Origin of the sequence: Paenibacillus glacialis, assembly GCF_001637205.1 — a bacterium.
Taxonomy (GTDB): Bacteria; Bacillota; Bacilli; order Paenibacillales; family Paenibacillaceae; genus Paenibacillus_AQ; species Paenibacillus_AQ glacialis.
This window is the reverse complement of the sequence record NZ_LVJH01000021.1, coordinates 80,846-100,993: the sequence shown is the minus strand read 5'-3', so window position 1 is coordinate 100,993 and position 20,148 is coordinate 80,846. Positions and strand designations below refer to the sequence as shown.

The 20,148-nt window shown below is 38.6% G+C and carries 22 protein-coding genes; 3 read left to right on the top strand and 19 right to left on the bottom strand.

The features are described 5' to 3' along the window. Nucleotides 1–73: 73 nt before the first annotated feature. The 4 genes from PGLA_RS12205 to PGLA_RS12190 form a co-directional block, all read right to left on the bottom strand. Nucleotides 74–634, bottom strand: coding sequence for a DUF1700 domain-containing protein (locus PGLA_RS12205; RefSeq protein WP_068533060.1), 561 nt, complete (start codon nt 632–634; stop codon nt 74–76). Beyond that, a complete protein-coding gene (locus PGLA_RS12200; protein WP_068533058.1) occupies nt 627–971 on the bottom strand; it encodes a PadR family transcriptional regulator in 345 nt (114 codons plus the stop codon). The genes PGLA_RS12205 and PGLA_RS12200 overlap by 8 nt, the downstream gene beginning before the upstream one ends. Before the next feature lie 701 nt (nt 972–1,672). Next, the gene (locus tag PGLA_RS12195) at nt 1,673–2,353 is read right to left on the bottom strand and encodes a formylglycine-generating enzyme family protein (RefSeq protein WP_068533057.1); all 681 of its coding nucleotides are present in this window, start codon (nt 2,351–2,353) and stop codon (nt 1,673–1,675) included. Between the two features lie 102 nt (nt 2,354–2,455). Continuing rightward, nucleotides 2,456–2,821: a DUF4180 domain-containing protein gene (locus PGLA_RS12190; protein WP_068533055.1), complete on the bottom strand. Its 366-nt coding sequence runs from the start codon at nt 2,819–2,821 to the stop codon at nt 2,456–2,458. A gap of 288 nt (nt 2,822–3,109) precedes the next feature. Here PGLA_RS12190 and PGLA_RS12185 point away from each other — a divergent pair, with 288 nt between their 5' ends. Continuing rightward, nucleotides 3,110–4,324: an MFS transporter gene (locus PGLA_RS12185; protein ID WP_068533053.1), complete on the top strand. Its 1,215-nt coding sequence runs from the start codon at nt 3,110–3,112 to the stop codon at nt 4,322–4,324. Nucleotides 4,325–4,460: 136 nt separating this feature from the next. Here the strand turns inward: PGLA_RS12185 and PGLA_RS12180 are convergent, their stop codons facing one another. Continuing rightward, the gene (locus PGLA_RS12180; protein WP_068533051.1) at nt 4,461–6,098 is read right to left on the bottom strand and encodes an alkaline phosphatase; all 1,638 of its coding nucleotides are present in this window, start codon (nt 6,096–6,098) and stop codon (nt 4,461–4,463) included. Between the two features lie 514 nt (nt 6,099–6,612). On the opposite strand from PGLA_RS12180, the gene ppk1 reads away from it, so the two are divergent. Continuing rightward, nucleotides 6,613–8,709 (top strand): polyphosphate kinase 1, encoded by a 2,097-nt coding sequence (gene ppk1 / locus PGLA_RS12175; protein ID WP_068533049.1) that lies wholly within the window; start codon nt 6,613–6,615, stop codon nt 8,707–8,709. Here ppk1 and PGLA_RS12170 read toward each other — a convergent pair. The 3 genes from PGLA_RS12170 to PGLA_RS12160 form a co-directional block, all read right to left on the bottom strand. Continuing rightward, the gene (locus PGLA_RS12170) at nt 8,675–10,207 is read right to left on the bottom strand and encodes a Ppx/GppA phosphatase family protein (RefSeq protein ID WP_084410996.1); all 1,533 of its coding nucleotides are present in this window, start codon (nt 10,205–10,207) and stop codon (nt 8,675–8,677) included. The genes ppk1 and PGLA_RS12170 overlap by 35 nt on opposite strands. A 484-nt stretch (nt 10,208–10,691) precedes the next feature. Further along, nucleotides 10,692–11,168, bottom strand: coding sequence for a P-loop nucleotide/nucleoside kinase family protein (locus PGLA_RS12165; protein ID WP_068533047.1), 477 nt, complete (start codon nt 11,166–11,168; stop codon nt 10,692–10,694). Between the two features lie 163 nt (nt 11,169–11,331). Next, nucleotides 11,332–11,919 (bottom strand): DJ-1/PfpI family protein, encoded by a 588-nt coding sequence (locus tag PGLA_RS12160; protein WP_068533045.1) that lies wholly within the window; start codon nt 11,917–11,919, stop codon nt 11,332–11,334. A 137-nt stretch (nt 11,920–12,056) separates the two neighbouring features. On the opposite strand from PGLA_RS12160, the gene PGLA_RS12155 reads away from it, so the two are divergent. Continuing rightward, the gene (locus PGLA_RS12155; protein ID WP_068533043.1) at nt 12,057–12,509 is read left to right on the top strand and encodes an Lrp/AsnC family transcriptional regulator; all 453 of its coding nucleotides are present in this window, start codon (nt 12,057–12,059) and stop codon (nt 12,507–12,509) included. A gap of 536 nt (nt 12,510–13,045) precedes the next feature. Here the strand turns inward: PGLA_RS12155 and PGLA_RS12150 are convergent. The 11 genes from PGLA_RS12150 to PGLA_RS12110 form a co-directional block, all read right to left on the bottom strand. Then, complete coding sequence (locus tag PGLA_RS12150) at nt 13,046–13,537, bottom strand: hypothetical protein (RefSeq protein WP_068533041.1); 492 nt, start codon at nt 13,535–13,537, stop codon at nt 13,046–13,048. Nucleotides 13,538–13,677: 140 nt separating this feature from the next. After that, on the bottom strand, nt 13,678–14,235 hold the full coding sequence (locus PGLA_RS12145) for a GNAT family N-acetyltransferase (RefSeq protein WP_068533039.1): 558 nt from the start codon (nt 14,233–14,235) through the stop codon (nt 13,678–13,680). A 178-nt stretch (nt 14,236–14,413) separates the two neighbouring features. After that, nucleotides 14,414–14,551, bottom strand: coding sequence for a hypothetical protein (locus tag PGLA_RS27960; protein WP_161487883.1), 138 nt, complete (start codon nt 14,549–14,551; stop codon nt 14,414–14,416). A 216-nt stretch (nt 14,552–14,767) separates the two neighbouring features. After that, nucleotides 14,768–15,013 carry a hypothetical protein gene (locus PGLA_RS12140; RefSeq protein ID WP_068533037.1) on the bottom strand — a complete coding sequence of 82 codons (246 nt, stop codon included), beginning with the start codon at nt 15,011–15,013 and terminating at the stop codon, nt 14,768–14,770. Nucleotides 15,014–15,196: 183 nt separating this feature from the next. After that, a complete protein-coding gene (locus tag PGLA_RS12135) occupies nt 15,197–15,682 on the bottom strand; it encodes a hypothetical protein (protein ID WP_068533035.1) in 486 nt (161 codons plus the stop codon). Nucleotides 15,683–16,027: 345 nt separating this feature from the next. Beyond that, a complete protein-coding gene (locus PGLA_RS27955) occupies nt 16,028–16,291 on the bottom strand; it encodes a hypothetical protein (RefSeq protein WP_161487882.1) in 264 nt (87 codons plus the stop codon). A gap of 203 nt (nt 16,292–16,494) precedes the next feature. After that, on the bottom strand, nt 16,495–16,701 hold the full coding sequence (locus PGLA_RS12125; protein WP_068533032.1) for a hypothetical protein: 207 nt from the start codon (nt 16,699–16,701) through the stop codon (nt 16,495–16,497). A 25-nt stretch (nt 16,702–16,726) separates the two neighbouring features. Further along, entirely contained in the window at nt 16,727–16,867 is a 141-nt protein-coding gene (locus tag PGLA_RS28365) for a hypothetical protein (RefSeq protein WP_169810196.1), read from the bottom strand. Between the two features lie 39 nt (nt 16,868–16,906). Further along, a complete protein-coding gene (locus PGLA_RS12120; protein ID WP_068533030.1) occupies nt 16,907–18,424 on the bottom strand; it encodes a UDP-N-acetylmuramoyl-L-alanyl-D-glutamate--2,6-diaminopimelate ligase in 1,518 nt (505 codons plus the stop codon). A 196-nt stretch (nt 18,425–18,620) separates the two neighbouring features. Continuing rightward, nucleotides 18,621–18,920, bottom strand: coding sequence for a hypothetical protein (locus tag PGLA_RS12115; protein WP_161487881.1), 300 nt, complete (start codon nt 18,918–18,920; stop codon nt 18,621–18,623). A 12-nt stretch (nt 18,921–18,932) separates the two neighbouring features. Beyond that, nucleotides 18,933–20,147: a hypothetical protein gene (locus PGLA_RS12110; RefSeq protein WP_068533026.1), complete on the bottom strand. Its 1,215-nt coding sequence runs from the start codon at nt 20,145–20,147 to the stop codon at nt 18,933–18,935. Nucleotide 20,148: the final 1 nt, after the last annotated feature.

The window sequence follows — 20,148 nt, the reverse complement described above, 5'->3', positions numbered from 1 at the left end:
TTCTGCTACGTGGACACACCGATAGTAAAAACGGGGTGCGGTTGGTCTATGAATGACCGCCGCGCCCCGTTTTTTATATTTCCATTTTTCTCATTTTATGACTAATTGTGTGTATATATTTAATTGTAAGTTTCCATAACACTTTCCCCAACCAAAACATCAACACACCCATCACAATAGAAATTGGCAAGAACTGCATTGGGTTTGGTGTAAATGCCCCCATTTCGATTGTTATTCTGGCAATATCATATCCCATAAGATACCCGACAAATTTAATAATTCCGCCTATTGGTGTAATAACGCCACTAATCATTAAAGCAATGGAAAGAGTACTGATAAAAGGCAAAAGAAACATACCGCTGACGCCTGCAAAGCTGCTAGAAAATGCAAATACAGCGCCGAATTTACGCCAACTAAATTTACTGTCATTTGAAATGGCTTCACCTAAGTATGCTTTCGCTAATTCTTTTGGGTTTCCTAACCGTTCGATGATTTGCCCAGAAGATACACCATTATTTTGCAATTCAAGCATTACACTTTTGATTTCTTTTACAATGTCAATACGCTCGGAATCGGACATAGATTTCAAATACTTTTCAATTTTCACAAGATACTCATTCATAATTTTATCCATAATTTAACGCTCCTTTAATTTCTGATATAGCTGTTAATAAATTATCCCATTCTAAGCACATAGCGTTTAAGTATTCGTTTCCTTTTTCTGTAATGGTATAATATTTTCTCGGTGGCAAGCCCTCTGTACTTTCTTGCCAAGATGAAGAAATATATTCTCCTTTCAATAGTCTTCTAAGCAGGGGATAAATTGTATTTTCTTTTGCAGCAACAATAGGATACTGCTCTAACATACTTATGATTTCATACCCATAATATGGTCGTTGCTTTATTAGCAATAGAACACAAAATTCGAGTGTTCCTCGCTTAATTTGTGATTTCCAATCTTCGACATTCATGTATTGTACCTCCTGCATATACATCGTACAACACAGTATATCAAATATCAATAGTATATCATGATTTTTTTATTCAACGTAATAGAGATATTTTGAAAGAAATTCAGTACAAACAACCGCTGAGCGCAAGCAGAAACAGCGGGCAATGTTACGCAATAGGGGCGCATAAGCCCTTGTATATCGCGAGTTTCCGGGCGCGCAATCCATTCATCATCGAATTGTTTCTTTTCCGATTGTACCTATTCAGGAATCTCTTCGATTCCACCGTGTTTTAACATAATCGTTAAAAGTAGTTTACCGTCACTCTTAAGGGCATATTTCAAATTATTGAGACTTTTGTCAACCAACGCATCAGGTAACAGTGAAAATGAACCAAATGGAATTATGATTAAGTACGCATTTTACTGTTTCCGCACATAGGTTCGAACACTTTCATATTCGCGTCTTTTACAAAAGAAAAGGTAAAAATCAAGCTCTTTCCCTTCTGAATATGGTTTACTGCTATTTACGCGGGTCTGAATCGGTATATATTCTTGACATCCGACAACTAGTGTCCACCCTAAATGCAGTCACAACCTTATCCTTGTTGAGATCTTAAATATTTATCAAACGCAAAAGACCCTATATCTCCAATAGATTAAAGGGTTTTGTGTGTCTTCTATTATATTAACGCTACCAATGAAAGCTCATTGGACTTCAGATTATAAAGACTGAGCAAGGCGGAATCCCAGGTCGTCGATGAAAAATGTCGGGTGACTGCGACGGCGACAGGTTGCCCCACATCCCCTTTCCTCTTCGGCCCAGCTACCCCCGCGAAAGATTCGGTAGGATCCATATACCTTCTCATCATATAAATCCCAACACCATTCCCAGACATTCCCTAACATATCATGCAACCCCCATGCATTCGGTTCCTTTCTTCCAACTTCATGGGTTGTACCTTCTGAATTCTCATTATACCAAGCGATCATATCAATCTCTCCGTATCTATATCCTGTAGTCCCCGCTTTACATGAATACTGCCACTCTGCTTCTGAAGGAAGGCGATAGCCGTCTGATTCCCAATCGCAAATAATATCTTCACCATCATTGCTTATCGAATAGCACTCTTTCAATCCTGCCTTCTGAGAAAGTGAATTACAAAAAGCAATAGCATCATTCCAAGATATATTCACAACTGGCTTGTGATCTCCACCATCAGATATAGGTGATTTCTTAGTGATGGCATAATATAGTTCATCAGTCACAGGGTACTGAGCAAGAAGGAAGGGTCTTACTTCGGCCTTCCATTTCCTTTGTGTTCTATCGTCTCTTAATTCTATCTCTCCACCTGGGATTTTTACCATTGGATAATCAATAAGGCTATTTAATGCATTTGACATTCAACTTCCCTCCCACTCTATACTAGCCATATCTGCTAGATCTACCTAGGTTAACATCACATTACAATGAAATATACTCATCAAAAATAGTTCACCAATAAGTCAACCAATGCTCAATTTAACGACAGCTTGTTGTTCATTTGACAAGAAAAATATATCCTTCCCTTTGTTACACTCACTGATGAAATCTTTCAAACTCTTACTTGAATACACCGAAAAATCACCGACAATCGCCATTTTTACATGATAATTAATAAACTTTTGTAATATTTCTCCTGCAAGCCGTGTGCTTAAGTCGAAAAACTCCTCACATAAAGCTGATTTATTCAAAATGATACGATCACAACCTGCTTCATAATTTACGGTTGCTATAAAATCTAATGCCGACTGAACATCAGTTATCAAAATCTCACTGCTGCTTACAACGGCAATTTCTACATCGTTCTCTTTTATCATAGTAATTTTCATAATTATCCTCCATATTAAGTTGTTCAAATAAACGTTCTGCATTGATTATGTCCTAGGTCATATTTCAAAAATAGACTCTTCCAGTTTACCCCTCCAATAGGGTTTCTTGAAATCAATATACCCTCATATGGTCAAAAAATCTAGAAAATTCCGGAAATTTATGAAACCATTTTGTATCATTTGACAAAATCTCGTGACAAACTTAACCTTTTTGAGCATAATAATGTAATAGTAAAATCGTATGTTGATCTTTACATACATTAACACCATACATAGGAGGTATTATTTTTGGCAAGTTCCAATTCTCAATCGTCATCAACGGCATCAACAGTATATCCTATACTATTTGCGATCAGTATTGTTCATCTCTTGAACGACACGATGCAGTCAACCGTCTCTGCTCTATTTCCGATTCTTAAGGATTCTATGAGCCTTAGCTTCAGCCAGATTGGTCTGATTGCCTTCGCTATGAATATTACGGCATCTCTGCTACAGCCACTTGTGGGAATGTTCTCGGACATTAAACCACGACCGTACATACTGCCATTAGGTGTTTGTTTCACTTTGTTGGGCGTCATCATGTTATCCATAGCTCCCAGTTTCGCGATTGTATTGCTATCTGTCATATCGATCGGAATTGGATCGGCTGTATTTCATCCAGAATCATCACGTGTTGCATTCCTAGCAAGCGGAGGTAGACGCGGTCTTTCACAGTCTATTTTCCAAGTTGGGGGAAATATCGGGAGTGCATTAGGCCCTATCATGACGGCACTTATTTTCGTGAAAATCGGTCAATTTGGTGTTATCTGGTTCTCCATCGCCGCTGTCATTGCTATTGCTATTCAGTACAGAGTAGCACAGTGGTATGGTAAGCTCCCACTTCATGTACGCCCTGCAAAGAAGAACAAGGCGTCGGCGGAAGCTCGTACTCACGGATTAAGTCGTACCCATGTGATATGGACGATTGTTATCTTGGTATTTCTCGTATTCTCTAAAAATGTCTATATGTCCAGTATCACGTCCTATTACACATTCTTTTTGATCGAAACCCATGGTGTAACAGTCCAGCAAGCGCAGTACTTTTTGTTCGCTTTCCTTGCAGCAGCGGCTGTAGGCACCTTCTTCGGGGGTCCCCTATCTGATCGGTTTGGACGGAGGAATATCATATGGTTGTCCATTCTAGGCACAGCACCATTCTCAATCCTTCTTCCTCATGTGCCGTTGGGATTAGCGGCTGTCCTGAGCATATGTGCAGGCTTCATACTATCTTCGGCGTTCTCCATCATTGTGGTGTATGCACAAGAACTTGTACCAGGTAAAATCGGATTGATATCCGGCTTATTCTTCGGTTTAGCCTTTGGATTAGGAGGATTAGGCTCGGCTGTAATGGGGAATATCGCGGATTTCACAAGTATCCCTTTTATCATGAACATTTCGTCCTATCTGCCTTTACTCGGGATTTTAGCGATCTTCCTTCCTAAGGATAAGGAGATTAGTGGATAACATTAAGCGATAAGCATTACAACAAAAAGAAGCTGCCAGTGCACCCGACTAAATATCGGAACACGCTGGCAGCTTCTTTTTGTTGAAACGATCTATTTTAGAGGAGAATGATCATCATATCTTATCCGTTAATTCATTATTCAATCAGATCAACTGCATCCTGTGATACCCACACTTTACCCTCGATCATAACGGTCAAAGCGTTGAGTTTGATGCTCTTTCCATCCAAAATAGCAATATTTTTATCGATTGGTAGCTTAAGTGTTTGGCCAGCCTTTTTCACGAGTATGACAGGATTTGTTTTATCAGTCTTGTCGATTGTAACCGTGGCACCTTTATCTTTGAACTTCTGACCAGATACGAACAGTGTATCTTCTAGCGAAGTTAGATCTAATCCCGTAACGTTTTGGATGTATTTGTTCACATCCGTGTTCTGGATCACGCCACTTTGAGCGAAATCAGTTGGTTTGAAATTAGCTGGATGATAGGCGAACAAGCCGATTTCTTCCGATGTGTGATCATCTGTAGAGAAACTTACGCCTATTTTGTCCCCGATAATTTTACCAATGACTGGTGAGAGGTTATCCTTCAATCCTTCTCTAACGGCATCAGCTTCTTCTTTCGTCAAATTACTAAGTCCGTAATTCTCAGCAAGAACTTGTTTGAAATTCTTCTCATTAATGATGCCTTCAATGCCGTAGCTCGTACGCTTTGCGTTCTTGAACACCGATACCAAATCTTTGGCAGAATCGTAGTTGGTCATATTGAGTCCACCTGTAGCATGGTCAGAGACAGATATGACGGCTGTGTTCCCATCTTTCTTAGCAAAATCAATCGCTTCTTTGAAAGCTTTATCAAACGCCAATGTTTCGCTGATAATTCCAACTGGGTCGTTATCATGTCCATACCAGTCAATTTGACTCGCTTCAACCATCAAGACAAATCCCTTCTCATTTTGAGACAATTTATCGACAGCAACTTTAGTCATTTCAGCAAGACTTGGCTGCTCTTTAGGGTTCAGGTCAAAGTCAGCATCTAGTGCTTCAGGTTGGAATAACCCCCAAATTTTGTTCGTCGTCGATTTCATCAGACTTGCTTTATCCGTTACATATTCATAGCCATTGGATTTAAGTACTTTCGTTAAATCTTCCCCATCCTTACGATTAACCTCTTCCTTACCTGGTACGAGGTACCCTGATCCGCCCCCAAGTAGCACATCTACTCCGCTATATACCATTTGCTCCGAAATTGAATCGGCATTGTCGCGAGAATACGCATGGCTCAGGAATGTCGCTGGTGTAGCATCCGTCAATTCACAAGTAAATACGCTACCTGTGCTTTTTCCTGCAAGTCTAGCTGCATCCATAATCGTAGGGAGTGGTTTGTTCGCATCCCCAGGTTTAACCGCATCCACAAACGGCATCGTTATTTTATCAGGAAGAATGGATACGCTTTCACTCCTGATTTTATGGCCTGTGGCATAAGCTGAAGCACCTGCTGCTGAATCCGTAGTGATGGAATCCGTGGAATAGGTTCTGACCAGTCCTGTAAAATACTTATCCATCGTAAGTGCTTGACCGCCCTGATACCAACGAGTCAGATTCACATCCGACAGACTCATACCATCCGTCACAAATATGATAACGTTCTTTACCGCTTTGTTAGATGAAGCATCTGTTGTAGTACCGCTTGCATATGTAACCCCATTACCTCCTACAAGCAAACTGCATGAAAGTGCTGTAGTACAAATGCCTGTTATTAATTTTTTTCGCATAATAGACTCCCTCTAATTAATGTATTGTGAATATATTTATATTGTAGAACATGGATGTTAGCTGAAATACCATAATTCAACTTGTTGTATTAATTCGACAAATATTTATCGCAATTAATTTACATTGTGAAAACATTCCTTCTAAAAAGTGCTTTGTATCCTGCAAAGTTCTCGAGGCGACCGGTTTGAAATTTGAAGTTAAACCGCTTTAACTTTCAACACAACATGATTATATGCTTGAGAAATTGTAATTAGAATCTTGGAAAACGCCTTCTTAAGATAATCATAATCATAGAAATGAGTTTAGACATACAAAAATGAACAAGATCATACTAATAAAATATATGATTCTGCATTGTTAGTTAACATAATAATTATTATGTAAACTATATGTTCTATCATTGCTCTACTACCAACTTTTTCGCATTAAATTAATTTTTTTACACAGCGTTTACATTTATATTGTAAGCTAATAGAGAATAATGACGATAAATCAAAGCATGGTGGAGGAATTATGATTACAGAAGAAAAAGCAGTATTAAATCGCACCTTACCATCCGTATATTTGAATCGAGATCTAAGTTGGCTTGAATTTAACTGGCGCGTCCTTCAGGAAGCCCAGGATACAGACAACCTCCTCTTAGAACGAGCTCATTTTCTAGCCATTGTCTCTACCAATTTAGAGGAATTCATGAGCGTTCGCGTGGCAGGTATTCAAGACCAGATTAGAGCGGGGTATACTAAAAAAGATTTCACAGGCTACACCCCTTTAGGGCTGTACAAACGTCTTTTGAAAAAAGTATCCAAAATGATTAATGAACAGTATCGTACGTTTCGTGATATTACTAAATTACTGTCCAAAGAAGGTGTTGTATTCTCCACCTACGATGAATTGACTACCGTTCAACAGGAAGTTATGGACAAGTATTATCAAGACATCATATTTCCAGTATTAACACCTATGGCAGTGGATCAAAGCCGACCTTTCCCGCTGGTTCATAGTCAATATGTTTATTTATCTGTCGTGCTTAGCCGAATTGGAAACCCTGTAGAAGAACCCTTTTTCGCTATTTTACAAATCCCGTCTAATCTAGCTCGTTGTATCGCACTTCCTCATCGCACCAACAGTAAGAAGCGCCAATTCATCTTTATTGAAGATCTGATTAAGCAACATATACATACGTTATTTAGCGGATACACGCCCATCGCAGTTCATGAATTCCGCATCACACGTAACTCAGATCTTACGATCAATGAAGAAGGCGCCGAAGATCTATTGGAAGAGATTGAGAAGGAATTACGCAAGCGCCGATGGGGATCTCCTGTTTGTTTGGAGGTTGAAAAAGGCATTCACCCGTACGCTCTAAGTCAGTTACAACATGAATTTGAAATTACCGATTTTATCATAGAAATTGATGGTCCACTCGACCTCAGCTTTCTACATCGTTTTGCAGGGTCATTGAAAGGGTTTTCTCATTTGAGTAACGCTCCTATCGAGCCAGTGTATCCTATGGAATTCGATGAAAATGAGGACTTTTTCGAGGTCTTAAGAGAACGTGACGTGCTTGTGTATCATCCTTACGAATCATTCGAGGCTGTGACAGATTTTATCATTCAGGCTTCTGAAGATGAACATGTCATGGCGATTAAGATGACGTTATATCGGGTGAGTGGTAACTCTCCGCTCATTCAAGCTTTAGCTACCGCAGCAGAGTCGGGTAAACAGGTTACTGTCGTGGTGGAATTGAAGGCGAGATTTGATGAGGAACGTAATATCGCATGGGCGCGTAAGCTTGAAAAATCAGGATGCCATGTAGTGTATGGCCTTATTGGATTAAAAACACATGCGAAGGTTACGCTAATCGTGAGGCAAGAAGATCATGGCTTACAGCGTTACGTGCATGTAGGTACAGGAAATTACAACGATAGCACTGCCAAAGTATATACGGATCTGAGTCTATTCACTTCCAATCATGACATTGGTATAGATGCTTCAGAGCTATTCAACCAGATGACGGGATATTCGAATAATTATGATTGGGATGCGATTACCGTCGCACCGTCCAATATGAGCCAGTCCCTCTTCAAACTTATACGTAGAGAAGCTGAACACGCAGCTGCTGGCAGACCTGCAGGTATTATTGCTAAAATGAATTCTTTATCGAATCAAGAAATGATAGACGAGCTATATGCAGCATCCCAAGCTGGAGTTCAGATAGACCTCATTGTACGTGGTGTATGTTGCCTACGACCTGGTGTACCTGGTTTAAGTGAACACATTACGGTACGGAGCATTGTTGACCGCTTTCTAGAACATTCACGCATCTATTATTTTGAAAATGGAGGTACGCCAGAGGTATGGATCTCCAGTGCGGATTGGATGACTCGGAACTTAACGAGACGTATCGAGCTCATGTGTCCGGTATATGACCCCGATATCTTGAAGCTAGTGTCCAAAATATTGAAATTAACACTTAAAGACAATGTTAAATCTAGATTCCTACAGTCGAGCGGTAATTATGAGTTCTCAGACGACAAAGAGGCTCCATTTAGGAGCCAGTATGAAGCAATGAAGGTTAAGAAATGGAAGAAAAATCAATCTTTAACTTGAGATCCCAAGCACTCTTGAATACTTTAGCTACACTGTCCATTTCTTCTTGTTCGATCCATGTCTCCACATCGCTCTGAACGGTGAGATGCAGGTTCTTATTGGCAATCTCTGTGACAATTGCTTTAACAGCCTGCGTCTCACTTTGATCAAGAGCGATACACAACTGTACCAAGGATCCTAACTTATGAATCCAAACTTCGTCGGAAGCAAGGAGGATGTCCTGATGGTCTAGGGACAATTTCTGCTTCCGGCTTTTTGTATTATAGGAGGAGATTAAGGCACAAAGAATGATCTCCCTATGCGTAAGTCCTCGAATCGATGAATTCATGATCCAATACTGGGTATGTCGACTGTATTGATAGTAATTGATGTGTCCCCCAATACGGTACAACATAATTGACACGTATAGAAGCTTCTTATGCTCCTCGTCATCTCCATCACTTTTCAAATTATCGTACAACATATTCGATAATTTGTAGACATGCTCTAAATGAACCCTTGAAGCCGCTCCCTCAAATGAGAGTAATGTCTTGATACTATAATCAAGCGTACTTGGTTTAACGGCATGCGCGGGATTGATGAGATCATGTAGCATCCCTTCACGTAAACCTTCTCCACTGATAAGACAATGTTTAGCTTGGATATAATGATAGACCGTATGGACAATAATGAGTCCAGAAACGATAATATCGGCCCGACTCTTGGACAATCCATTGATCTGTTTACGTTTCTCTAAAGGAAGGCTTGGTAGTATATTATAGAGCTGATCTACACTGTCTGTCGTCAGAGTGTATCCATGGGAGATTGGCATGGAGTAATGAGCGTCTTTCTGGTCTATTTTACCGAGAGAACGTATCGTTCCACCTAGACCAAATAAAGGTAATTGAGGTCTCGATTGCATCCAATCATGCTCTTCAAGCATGCTAAGCACATATTGACGCAGATTGAGTATTTGTTCTTCATTCCAATTCCCATCGTTGCCAAACTTGACGTTAGTGTTCACTGCGCCAAAGGGTAAGGACACACTTTTCTTAAAACTACGGTTCTCAAACAGTGTGATTTCTGTACTTCCTCCGCCGATGTCGACAATGAAACCATCCTCAATATCAAAGGAATTAATGACACCTAGAAATCCGAAATATGCCTCTTCTTCCCCTGAAACAAGTTTAATATCTATAGAAGATTCCTGTGACAGGAACTCGATAATTTCTTGAGAATTAGTAGCATTACGAATCGCTGCAGTTGCTCCCGCACGAATCGTATCCACTCCGAAGTTGATACAAACCTGTCTGAATTGTTTGAGAATGGGTACAATCGTGCACATCTCTTTCTTGTCCAGACTTCCCTGTTCATTAATCTTCGCACTCAAACGGGCGGAATGTTTACATTCCTTAATAATCTTGTACCCTCCACCTTGTGTTGTATCATAAATGACCAACCTAATGGAATTGGAACCAATGTCGATTATGCCAATCCGATATGGATTTTCTATCATCATATATACTCCTCTTTCTTGCTGAATGGTCAACGGGTTAATATGGATATCTAAGTCATTAATATACCATATTCCTCCTATAATATTTAATGTGGGTCAGATATTTAACAATGATACTAGGATTACTGATGATTGTGTCTTTATACAATATGCTGAAAGTTCAATAATGGGAAAATAGATATCGTTGATAAAATGTATGGATTAGATGAGAGGTCGGAGGATACTTACGATCGGTTCAACACAAAATCTGTGCTTGATGAAGCAGGAATTGAATAACAGGAGTTTCTCCAGTTAAAGCAACTCAAACACCGTCGCAGGAGAACTTAACTGGAGAATTTCCAGTTAGATACAGGAAAGCTGAGTATTCTCTATAATTAACAGGAGGTTTTCCCGCTAAATCAAATTACCCAGCGGACACTGACACTATTATCGCTCTATCATTTTCAAGAAAACATCTGATTCTATATCCATATTACTTTATATCGATTTAGTTAATCCGCACAGAAATCTCATCTTCCGTTGGTTCATCGAATTTAGAATCGAAGAATTGCCGCATGTCCTCATCAATAAGATACACATTCGATTTACCATTAACTATATCTTGATTTCGCATATGTAATTGCTGCTTTGTTTGAATGGCTGGTGTATTAATATAATGCAGTTCAGTTGATATTCCTTTATCCAAAAAGTATTGCCGGACTTCTAATCTGTCTTCCTTACTCCAAAAACCAAAGTCCAGAACCACATTCACATCTATAGATACTAATTCCTCTGCAAGTTGATATAAATATGCAATACTTTTACGATGGATGCGTTGATGTTGATCGCCCAAATGTTCATCAAACAGCGAAAGCATTAAATCATCACATGATAAAACCATCGCTCGATGAAGCTCTTTTAATGTCTTGGCATAGGTACTCTTCCCGCTTCCTACTTTGCCACATAGCATATATATGATCGCCACGCTAATCTTCACTCCTAACGGTAAGCTGACTGATATGATTATAGATAATACTATCATAAAAGAGTATCAACGCATCACCATCAACCTAAAAGAATTAAGGACGCCACAATGAAAAAGAGCTTACATTACTAGCTTCCCAGCAATTTAAACTCTTATTCAAATATTAAATTTCAAACCCCATTAAATCTTTAACACGTTTGACGTTTGCTTCGGAAGTTAATTGTTCAAGTAAGAGAAAAGCAACATTAAAACCAGTAGCGGGATTCGATGAAGTTATAATATGGCCGTCGTGCACAATAGGTACGTTCTGAACGTTTGCACCAAATGATTGCAATTGATCTTGTCGATGACTCGTTGGATGACTGTAGGTAGTTGCCTTTCTATCTTGTAATATCCCGCTTTTACCCAAGGCTAAAGATGCTACGCAAATACTAGCAATCGGTTTTTGACTAGCATGAAAGTACCTAATAACTCCAAGAAACCTTTCATCAAAAGCATCATTGTAAAAACCAGCTTCTTCAAATCCTCCAGGGATAGCTAGGGCATCAAATTCTTCTACATCTATATCTGAAATCACTCTTTCAGGAATGATCGTGAAGTTCCAAGTGCATTTTACTTGTTCTCGTAATCCTACAGTGACTAATTCTGTAGATCTATCACCTTCCCACTTATTCCAACCAAAAACGTCTGTAAACACACTAGCTTCCGCAGCTTCAAAGCCATCTGCTAATAATAACAATATCTTTTTCATTATTAACCCTCCTTTGTTATTATATTAGACAGAAATTAAGGCTAATAACACAAGGTAGGAACGATTAAACTACCGTTTTTCTTTACTTAATTAGGAGAATGATCTAGTATTCTTTATAAAAAAAAGGTCGTGTACAAATGGATCAGATCGATGAGAGAATATTAACCGAATTACAGAAGAATTCTAAGATTTCAATGAAAGATTTGGCTGAAATTGTTCATTTGTCTTCACCAGCTGTCATTGAACGAGTCAGAAAGTTAGAAGATAATGATACGATTGAAGGATATCATGCGAGTGTCTCCCTAGAAAAATTGGGTCGGAATATCGTGGCACTTATATTGTTTGAATCAAAGGACTGCAAAGCTCTTGCAAACTTCTGTCATCATCATCCTGACGTATTGGAATGCTATCGGGTGGCCGGAGAAATTAGCTATATTGCAAAAGTAGCAACTCATTCAGTGGAGAGTTTAGAAATATTTATTGATGAATCCATGAAATATGGAACACCTTCAACTAATATTGTTTTGTCATCCAATGTGAAGAAAGTAAGAAGTACTTATACAAAGGAAAGTTACCATGGGGAGGAATGATGTACTCCTCGATTAAGTAAGTAATATTCCCCCATCAACGGATAAAACCGTTCCTGTTGAGTAAGGGCTCTTCATCAGGTACAATACTGCATCCTTGCATCTTCTGGTTGCCCAATTAGACTGAATTCCCCGCTAGGATCACTTTTTTACTAATCTCTTATCATACGTACAGCGGAAACGATGTATAAGATAAGGAATACACCAAATAGATTCCAAACGCTAGGTGTTGATGCTAAAGTTAAATAAAGACCGTACGGCAACGACCAAACAAATACTATAGACATTAAGATCGCACTTCTTAGAAACGAAACAAGGATGCCTAGACATGCCGGTAAGATCAACATGATAGAAATAATTAGTATGGTATCGTTACCAGCCGGTGTGCTAGAATACGGATTCTAGAACAATAAAATGAGACACAGAATGATACATCCTACAGAAGCGATCATAGCAATAAAATCAAAGTGTTTTGAGTTCATTAATCGCCCTCCATCGTTAATTACGCCGCTATTTAGCCTAAACTCCTTTTATCTCAATCAGAACCGTCTCACAAACTTATTTTTATGAATTACAGGAATGTGATTGTCCTCCGCCCACCTCGCAAGTTCTTCCATCCCCTTGTCTTCATCAACATGAAATTGAAAACACCAATGGACTGGTACAATAACTTTGTTGTTTGGTTTAATTCCAAGAATGTAGTTCTTTCTTCTTATATTCTTCATCACCATCAAGCTCTTAATCTGGTTAGATTCAAGTGTACGTCCGCGAATTGATACGTATTCCGAATGGATGAAAAGATCCCATGGCTTCTTCAATGACCTAATTACTATGATCCCTAAAGAAATTATGCAAAATGACAGTAATCCAACTTCCATATAAAATGAGATCCAATCCACATCATTTCTTCGAATGTGTCGAAGAAAACTATTCAATATCAAACCCGTAAAGAAACCTATGAATATGAAATCAAAGATCCCTGATGGATTTTTGATCTTGAAGGAACTACTTTGAAGTATCCTTTCATCCATGATGGTTAACCCACCTCCTAACGTACTCTACCTACCAACTCAACTATGATTCGTATAATAAATGAGTAAATCCGCCCAGGTATTCTTCAAAGGAAAACTCTTCTGAAGTATCTTAGTTACCCAGAATAGACCTACTATCGTTATTCACATTTCCATTGGAACTCATTCTCGAGTATAGACATCATTATCAAATCATGAAATTCTTCATCATAATACAATGTATCTCTAAGAATACCTACCCGCTGAAAACCAATCTTCTCATAGACATGTATGGCTCTTGGATTAAATGTATAGACACCCAGCTCAATACGATGTAGGTTTAACGTTTCAAAACCATATCTGAGCATAAGCTTTATCGCTTCGGTGCCATATCCTTTTCCAACATGTTGCTTCCCGATACCGATACGAATATTCGCACTTCGATTCATAGAATCCATTTCGTTAAGCACGACTTCTCCCATAAATTCATCCGTATCCTTTGATACGATCATGAAATCGACACGATCCTCATTGGGGATACTAATTTTCTTAATCCAAGTGGCAGTTCCATCTAGTGTGAAATCCCCATGTGTACCCGTCAACCGATTGCCCTCAGGTTCCAACAAATAAGAATAATATAACTGAACGTCAGACTCCCGTGCAATGCGCAGATTAATAGTACTACCTTCCATTTGACTTCCTTTGCATTGTTCCTTCATATGTAATCCCTTCCACTCTCACTTATATTCAACCACGATTCTTATAAATAACAAGTCAGTCCAGTTACTATCCATTAAGCAAGTAAAACTCTGTTCTTACACTTTCAAGGAGAAACCCTGTCCTCACAGCAATTAATTACATTAAAAAATCTATTATTGTATCATTAACAATTTCGTGCTAATCCATCGTTAAGGCGTGACCCGCACCCTGTATAACACTTGTATGTACGTTAGGTAGTAGCTGTTTGGCTTTAGATAACATTTTGTCGTAATCATAGATGACTTCCTGATCTCCAACCATCAATAAAATCTCCATTGAGGGACACTATTCATCCCTGAGATTACGAACTGTCGTATGAGCGCATCAGCCTTCTCATCTGGTTGATAGGTTCGACTCATGAACCCTGATAATTCTTTATGAATCCTAAATTCAGACGGTAACACGATAGCAGGATATACTTATAAAAAGAATTTGGGAGTGATTTTGTGAATTCCAGCTGCAGGTGCTAATAAGATCATTTTATTTACTTTTTCAGGAGAATTTAGATAAGGATTCAACACTCGGATACCACATCATCGCACTGAACGTCATTCCATGTAAAAGAATTAAAGCGGGAGCTTCTATCGAACCTGATGCAACGATATGTGTCTCACCAAAACGCGTCGAAATCATTAGATCTTCAAACGGTACATTCCATACCTTCATAGTCTCATCATATGCTTGAATGAACTGTTCTCTATTACCCTTTTCACGAAAAATAGAATAGCTACTATCCATAAATGAATCCCCACTCTCTGATAATCACTTAAGTTGTAAACATAGCAGCAAGTATTTAGTTTAATGAGTACGAGCTAATTGAGATGCGAATTTGATGTGATGATTGATCCTTTGGGAGTTTGTTTATACCATTTATGGTATAAACAAACGTACAAGAGAGCGAGCAGCGCAACAAAAGAGCATTCATATCCACCTACCGAACCGTTTATGGACAAAAGGAATCTGATTGAGCTCTGCCCAGCTCTTAAATTCCTTCATTCCCTTATCTTCATCCTCCAGAAAGCGAAAACACAAATGGGTTGGTACATACTTTTTGTTGATTGGTTTAATGCCTACAATTGGTTTGAAATATCCCATGACCATCACAATTTTGATCTGATTAGCTTCAACTGTGCGACCGTTAATGAATAGGGATTCCGGACTAATATGTAGGATAGACGGTTTTATAAATGCTCTAACCCTAAAGAACATGAACAGTGGCCAAATTATTAAAAACAGAACCAGAGCACATTCGATAAAAAAAAGGATCCAAGGAACATTGTCGCCCTTAATTAATAGAACTACCATAGGCATGTGCATTATCGACAGAATGATAAGCGATATGATTGGTCCAACCATTGAAGGATATTTGATCTTAAATTTACTGCCTTGAAACATATTTTGCTGCATCGTAGTTATTTCTCCCCTTCAACCCTTTAACACCTTCCATATAATAACACATTAAACAGGATAAAGTTGGATAATTGATACAATAAGCCCTCTTCGTAACCTACTTTCAACAATAAAAAAAGACCCCCTATATAGGGTCCTTGTTCAGTCAAACTCAGTCTCTAGCTAGACATCATACTCAAGTTATGAAATGCGCCTACCAATCTCTTTGAATCCCCTCGTGTTTAAATCCTATCTCATATACATGGATGGCTCTCGGATTAAATGTATAGACTCCAAGGTCCTACAATTACATTATTTAACCTCATTAATAATTCATGAAGTTAAAACATAGTCACGGATTCATCATATCCACCTGATAAACTGTTTATGAATAAAAGGAATCTGATTCTCCTCTGCCCATTTCGACAGTTCTTTCATTCCCTTATCTTCATCATCTAGAAATCGAAAACACAAATGGATGGGTACAATTTTGTTATTCTTTGGTTTAATTCCTAGAATTGGTTTGAAGGAACCTCTTACCATCACCATCTTAATTTGGTTAGCCTCAACTGTTCGACCATTAATGAATAAAGATTCCGGATTGATCCGCAGGAGCGATGTTTTCATAAATGACCTACAAATATTGATTACTAAGACAATGGAGATTACTAAAATCCACCCGTAAATGACATAAGTAAGGAGTGAAGCGCTATTATCTTGCCTTGTATCGTAGATTGCAATCCTCAACATCATCACCAGTAAAATAATAAAACATACGATTTGAACAATCCCTGATGGATTTTTAATCTTAAACTCATTGCTTTGAAGCATCATTTGCCCTCTTTCTTAGATCTATTCAGCTCAATTAACGTGTCTACCTTTTGCTCTAAGGACCTCAATGTTTCAGTCGTTAATCGTTGTTGAATAGTCCTGTTTTTAATATATCGAATCAAGCTATACAAGGACAGTATGAACAGCCCCACTACTAGCCCAATGGAAACAATCGTAATCATTATAGTTTCCCAATGGATATCCATTTCCAACCCCCTACGCATCATCAGATTATTTTATTTGAATCTCATCTTCCTCGGAACAATCGAAACATATTACGGTTTGGTTTTCTAATACTATACCGCTAATAAATCCATCATAGCAGTAGATTTCTTTCGAGCATTCTTTGCAGTGACCAACAAATTCTTGCATACAGATTGCCTCCCAAGTTTAGTTCAACAGATTCATCTATTAAACACGAATATGGATGTCCTTTGCCTGAATAGCATCAGTAACTACTTCACTAGGATGTTTCACGTAATCTTTTAAAATATGCTGGACTGCTGTCTTATGGTCTTCTTTACCCGCAATGAACACGATATCTCCAGCCATAGCTAATTCAATGGCTCTAGTTACCGCTTGAGTCCGATCCGACATCAGCTCATAGGTGGTATTATTCAATGATGTATATTCTCCAAGCTCACTTTGTATTTGCTTTATCTTCCTATTCGTAGCTTGAGCTGATAATTGTTCCGTGATCACAATCACAACATCACTATACTTAGCAGCTATATCACTCATCCGTGAAAGTGAGTCACCCTCATTATCATTTTCACAACAGCTATACACCGTAATCAATCTCTGATTCCCAAGTTCACGCAAGGTTGACAGTGCATTGTTTAATGAATCTGGTGTATGCGCGTAATCAACAATCACAAGAAAGTCCTGGCCCCCATCTATAATCTCCATTCTACCAGTCACATTGGTGAATTCAGACAATGCTTGTTGAATAACATGAAGCGGGATTTGCTCGCTTAGGGCAGTCGCAATAGCTGCAAGTGCATTGTAAACATTAAAAGAACCAACCATCTTACATTCGATAGGAACCGTTCCTGCGAAGGAGACCAGTCTGAATGTCATTCCTGTACCCCTTAGTCGAATGTCTTCAGCCATTACGTCTGCTTGCTTGTAAATACCGTACGTGATTACTTGTGCGGTTGTTAGACTATGAAATACTTCGGATGCTTGATCATCCGCGTTGAGAATTGCGAATTTGTGGTTTGCATGTTCAGGTGAGAACGAATTGCCCATTCTTGAGAATAGGGCTCCTTTTGCCATAAGATAGTTCTCCATCGTCCCATGATAATCGAGGTGATCATGCGTTAAATTCGTAAATACGGCTGTTCGAAAATCGCATCCCACTACACGTCCAATATGTAAACCTTGTGAAGTTACTTCCATTACACAATAGTCTGTCGAACAATCCTTCATTTTTGCCAAATTCGCTTGAAGCTTGTGTGGTTCTTGTGTATTGATGCTACTTTTGCGTATTGTGTTTCCTATCTTTGTTCCGATATTGCCCATTAGACCCGTCCGATAACTAGCATGAGACAAGATCGCTTCAATCATGTGACTTGTCGTAGTCTTACCATTGGTCCCTGTCACACCAATTAACTTCAGATCATGACTTGGATATCCGTAGAAATGTGTGGACACCACGGCTAATGCAAATCTAGCATTTGGTACTTTTATAGTGGGTACTTTGGCGATGACATCTCTTTCAACAATTAAAGCCACAGCTCCGGCTTCTATCGCATGATCAATATATTGGTGACGATCCTCTTGAAGTCCTGCAATACCTGATATACATACGAATAAATCACCTTGCTTCACTTCTCGCGAATTCATATTAATCCCGGATATATCAACGTCCAACTCTCCCTGAACGGAAGCAATCGTTAACTGCTCAATAAGTTCTTTTAACTTCAAGTAGGCAACCTCCAATATATGATGGATTGTAACACCAAATACGACAGAACTTACGCATTCCTCTGTAAGATTCGAATCTTTTACATAAGTATTCGTTAAAAGTTATATTTTTCCTGTAATAGATTGAAACACCCATGATAAAATCCTCTGGAGATTGCGCTCCAAAGGCTATTTGTCTGTATCATTCAGTACTTCACTATGCTGATAAGACTTCGTATTTGAGCACCATCGATTGTTTTATAATCACTTTTTTCATCAAATCACGCTGTACAGACATTGGCATATTATTGAGATTCTCTTCTTGCACTAAGGCTAACAGTGCTGTTTTCGTTGCATCTATCGCAAGATTTTCATCTTTCAGGATGTAGTATGCCACTTGATAACCATACGTTTCTAACCGTCTCAACACTTCTATTGTTCTATTAAAATAATCCGTTGATCTCATTATATCTACCTCGCCTGTACGTAGTGACGTTGATTTAACGATTCTAAACAAATCATAAGCGCACTATTCAGCAATTTCCATATAGATTCTTTCCACGTTACTCATTGTCCAATTAGTTCCTAATGGCTTACCATCATAAACAATCTCACCTGTATATCGAATCGCTCCATTCGTTTCATCTAGTACAGCAACCTTGGGAATATCATTTTTGTGAGATAGAATATACAGTCTGTTATTTTTCGTTATTCCCATTACGATTTGATCTGCATCCAGTTGCTTGGCAGTTAAGGAGATAACTTTATTGGCTAACGATCCTGTATCTAAATTGTAACGTGTTAATTTAATAAATTCTTCTTCATAAATCAGGATAGAAAGAACGTTACCATCTAAACTGAGATTTCCGATATCATCGATTCCAGCTTTCATCAGTGTTTCTGATAGATCAGTTAATTCACCTGTTTTATACGCATAGGAATAGAAATGCTCATCCATGTATTCGTTTACTCTAGGTTGCTGATCCGTAACGCTTAATATTGCATAATCACTAGGAGAAGAAACAATGGAGTTCATAATACTCCGATCAAAGAGCTCAACATAATCCTTCGTGGTATCTCCAAAGGCAATTCTTCCATTGTTCGTAATTGCTCCACTATTTATATTAATAGCATAATCACGATACTCACCCTCTGAACCATTGATAATCCCAGTTGAACGTTGGCTTATAAGTAAGTGGATCTGCTCACCATTCAACTGAACATCCTCGATAAAGGTTTGAGAATAGTTCGTGGAATCATCCACTTTGGTTTCATAATGCTTAACTACACCTGTTGTCTTATTAAGAAGGTCTATACTTAATACTATCTCTGTTTTGGCATTATAAGTAATATGAACAACTGCATCCGCATAAATAATCCATTTATCGTCCTTATAGAAGTTACTAATTTTCCCTTTGCCCCTCATAAAAGATCGATGATCCTTGATAATCTGACGGATATCAGTTTGCTCGGTCATCCCTGACCCTGTACCCCAGAACATTTGGGTAAATAAATTGCTCCTAATCGGATAATCGCTACCCTCAGCAGTAGCAAATATGGACTGGTATCTTCCCCCCTCTAAAAAGCCACCTTGAACCACAATCTTGGTTCCCTCGTTTACATCTCCCGATACTTTAGATATCTTATACTCCGGAAAACGTACAACTGCACCATATACATAATACGTACCCAATCCGACAACAATAAAAACACTTAATACTATAGAAATCCAATAACGTCTCATG

Coding starts and splice junctions, on each gene's coding strand:
- PGLA_RS12205 (WP_068533060.1), bottom strand. CDS start 634: ATGGATAAAATTATGAATGAGTATCTTGTGAAAATTGAAAAGTATTTG.
- PGLA_RS12200 (WP_068533058.1), bottom strand. CDS start 971: ATGAATGTCGAAGATTGGAAATCACAAATTAAGCGAGGAACACTCGAA.
- PGLA_RS12195 (WP_068533057.1), bottom strand. CDS start 2,353: ATGTCAAATGCATTAAATAGCCTTATTGATTATCCAATGGTAAAAATC.
- PGLA_RS12190 (WP_068533055.1), bottom strand. CDS start 2,821: ATGAAAATTACTATGATAAAAGAGAACGATGTAGAAATTGCCGTTGTA.
- PGLA_RS12180 (WP_068533051.1), bottom strand. CDS start 6,098: ATGCGAAAAAAATTAATAACAGGCATTTGTACTACAGCACTTTCATGC.
- ppk1 (WP_068533049.1), top strand. CDS start 6,613: ATGATTACAGAAGAAAAAGCAGTATTAAATCGCACCTTACCATCCGTA.
- PGLA_RS12170 (WP_084410996.1), bottom strand. CDS start 10,207: ATGATGATAGAAAATCCATATCGGATTGGCATAATCGACATTGGTTCC.
- PGLA_RS12160 (WP_068533045.1), bottom strand. CDS start 11,919: ATGAAAAAGATATTGTTATTATTAGCAGATGGCTTTGAAGCTGCGGAA.
- PGLA_RS12155 (WP_068533043.1), top strand. CDS start 12,057: ATGGATCAGATCGATGAGAGAATATTAACCGAATTACAGAAGAATTCT.
- PGLA_RS12150 (WP_068533041.1), bottom strand. CDS start 13,537: ATGGATGAAAGGATACTTCAAAGTAGTTCCTTCAAGATCAAAAATCCA.
- PGLA_RS12145 (WP_068533039.1), bottom strand. CDS start 14,235: ATGAAGGAACAATGCAAAGGAAGTCAAATGGAAGGTAGTACTATTAAT.
- PGLA_RS27960 (WP_161487883.1), bottom strand. CDS start 14,551: ATGGAGATTTTATTGATGGTTGGAGATCAGGAAGTCATCTATGATTAC.
- PGLA_RS12140 (WP_068533037.1), bottom strand. CDS start 15,013: ATGGATAGTAGCTATTCTATTTTTCGTGAAAAGGGTAATAGAGAACAG.
- PGLA_RS12135 (WP_068533035.1), bottom strand. CDS start 15,682: ATGCAGCAAAATATGTTTCAAGGCAGTAAATTTAAGATCAAATATCCT.
- PGLA_RS27955 (WP_161487882.1), bottom strand. CDS start 16,291: ATGAAAACATCGCTCCTGCGGATCAATCCGGAATCTTTATTCATTAAT.
- PGLA_RS12125 (WP_068533032.1), bottom strand. CDS start 16,701: ATGGATATCCATTGGGAAACTATAATGATTACGATTGTTTCCATTGGG.
- PGLA_RS28365 (WP_169810196.1), bottom strand. CDS start 16,867: ATGCAAGAATTTGTTGGTCACTGCAAAGAATGCTCGAAAGAAATCTAC.
- PGLA_RS12110 (WP_068533026.1), bottom strand. CDS start 20,147: ATGAGACGTTATTGGATTTCTATAGTATTAAGTGTTTTTATTGTTGTC.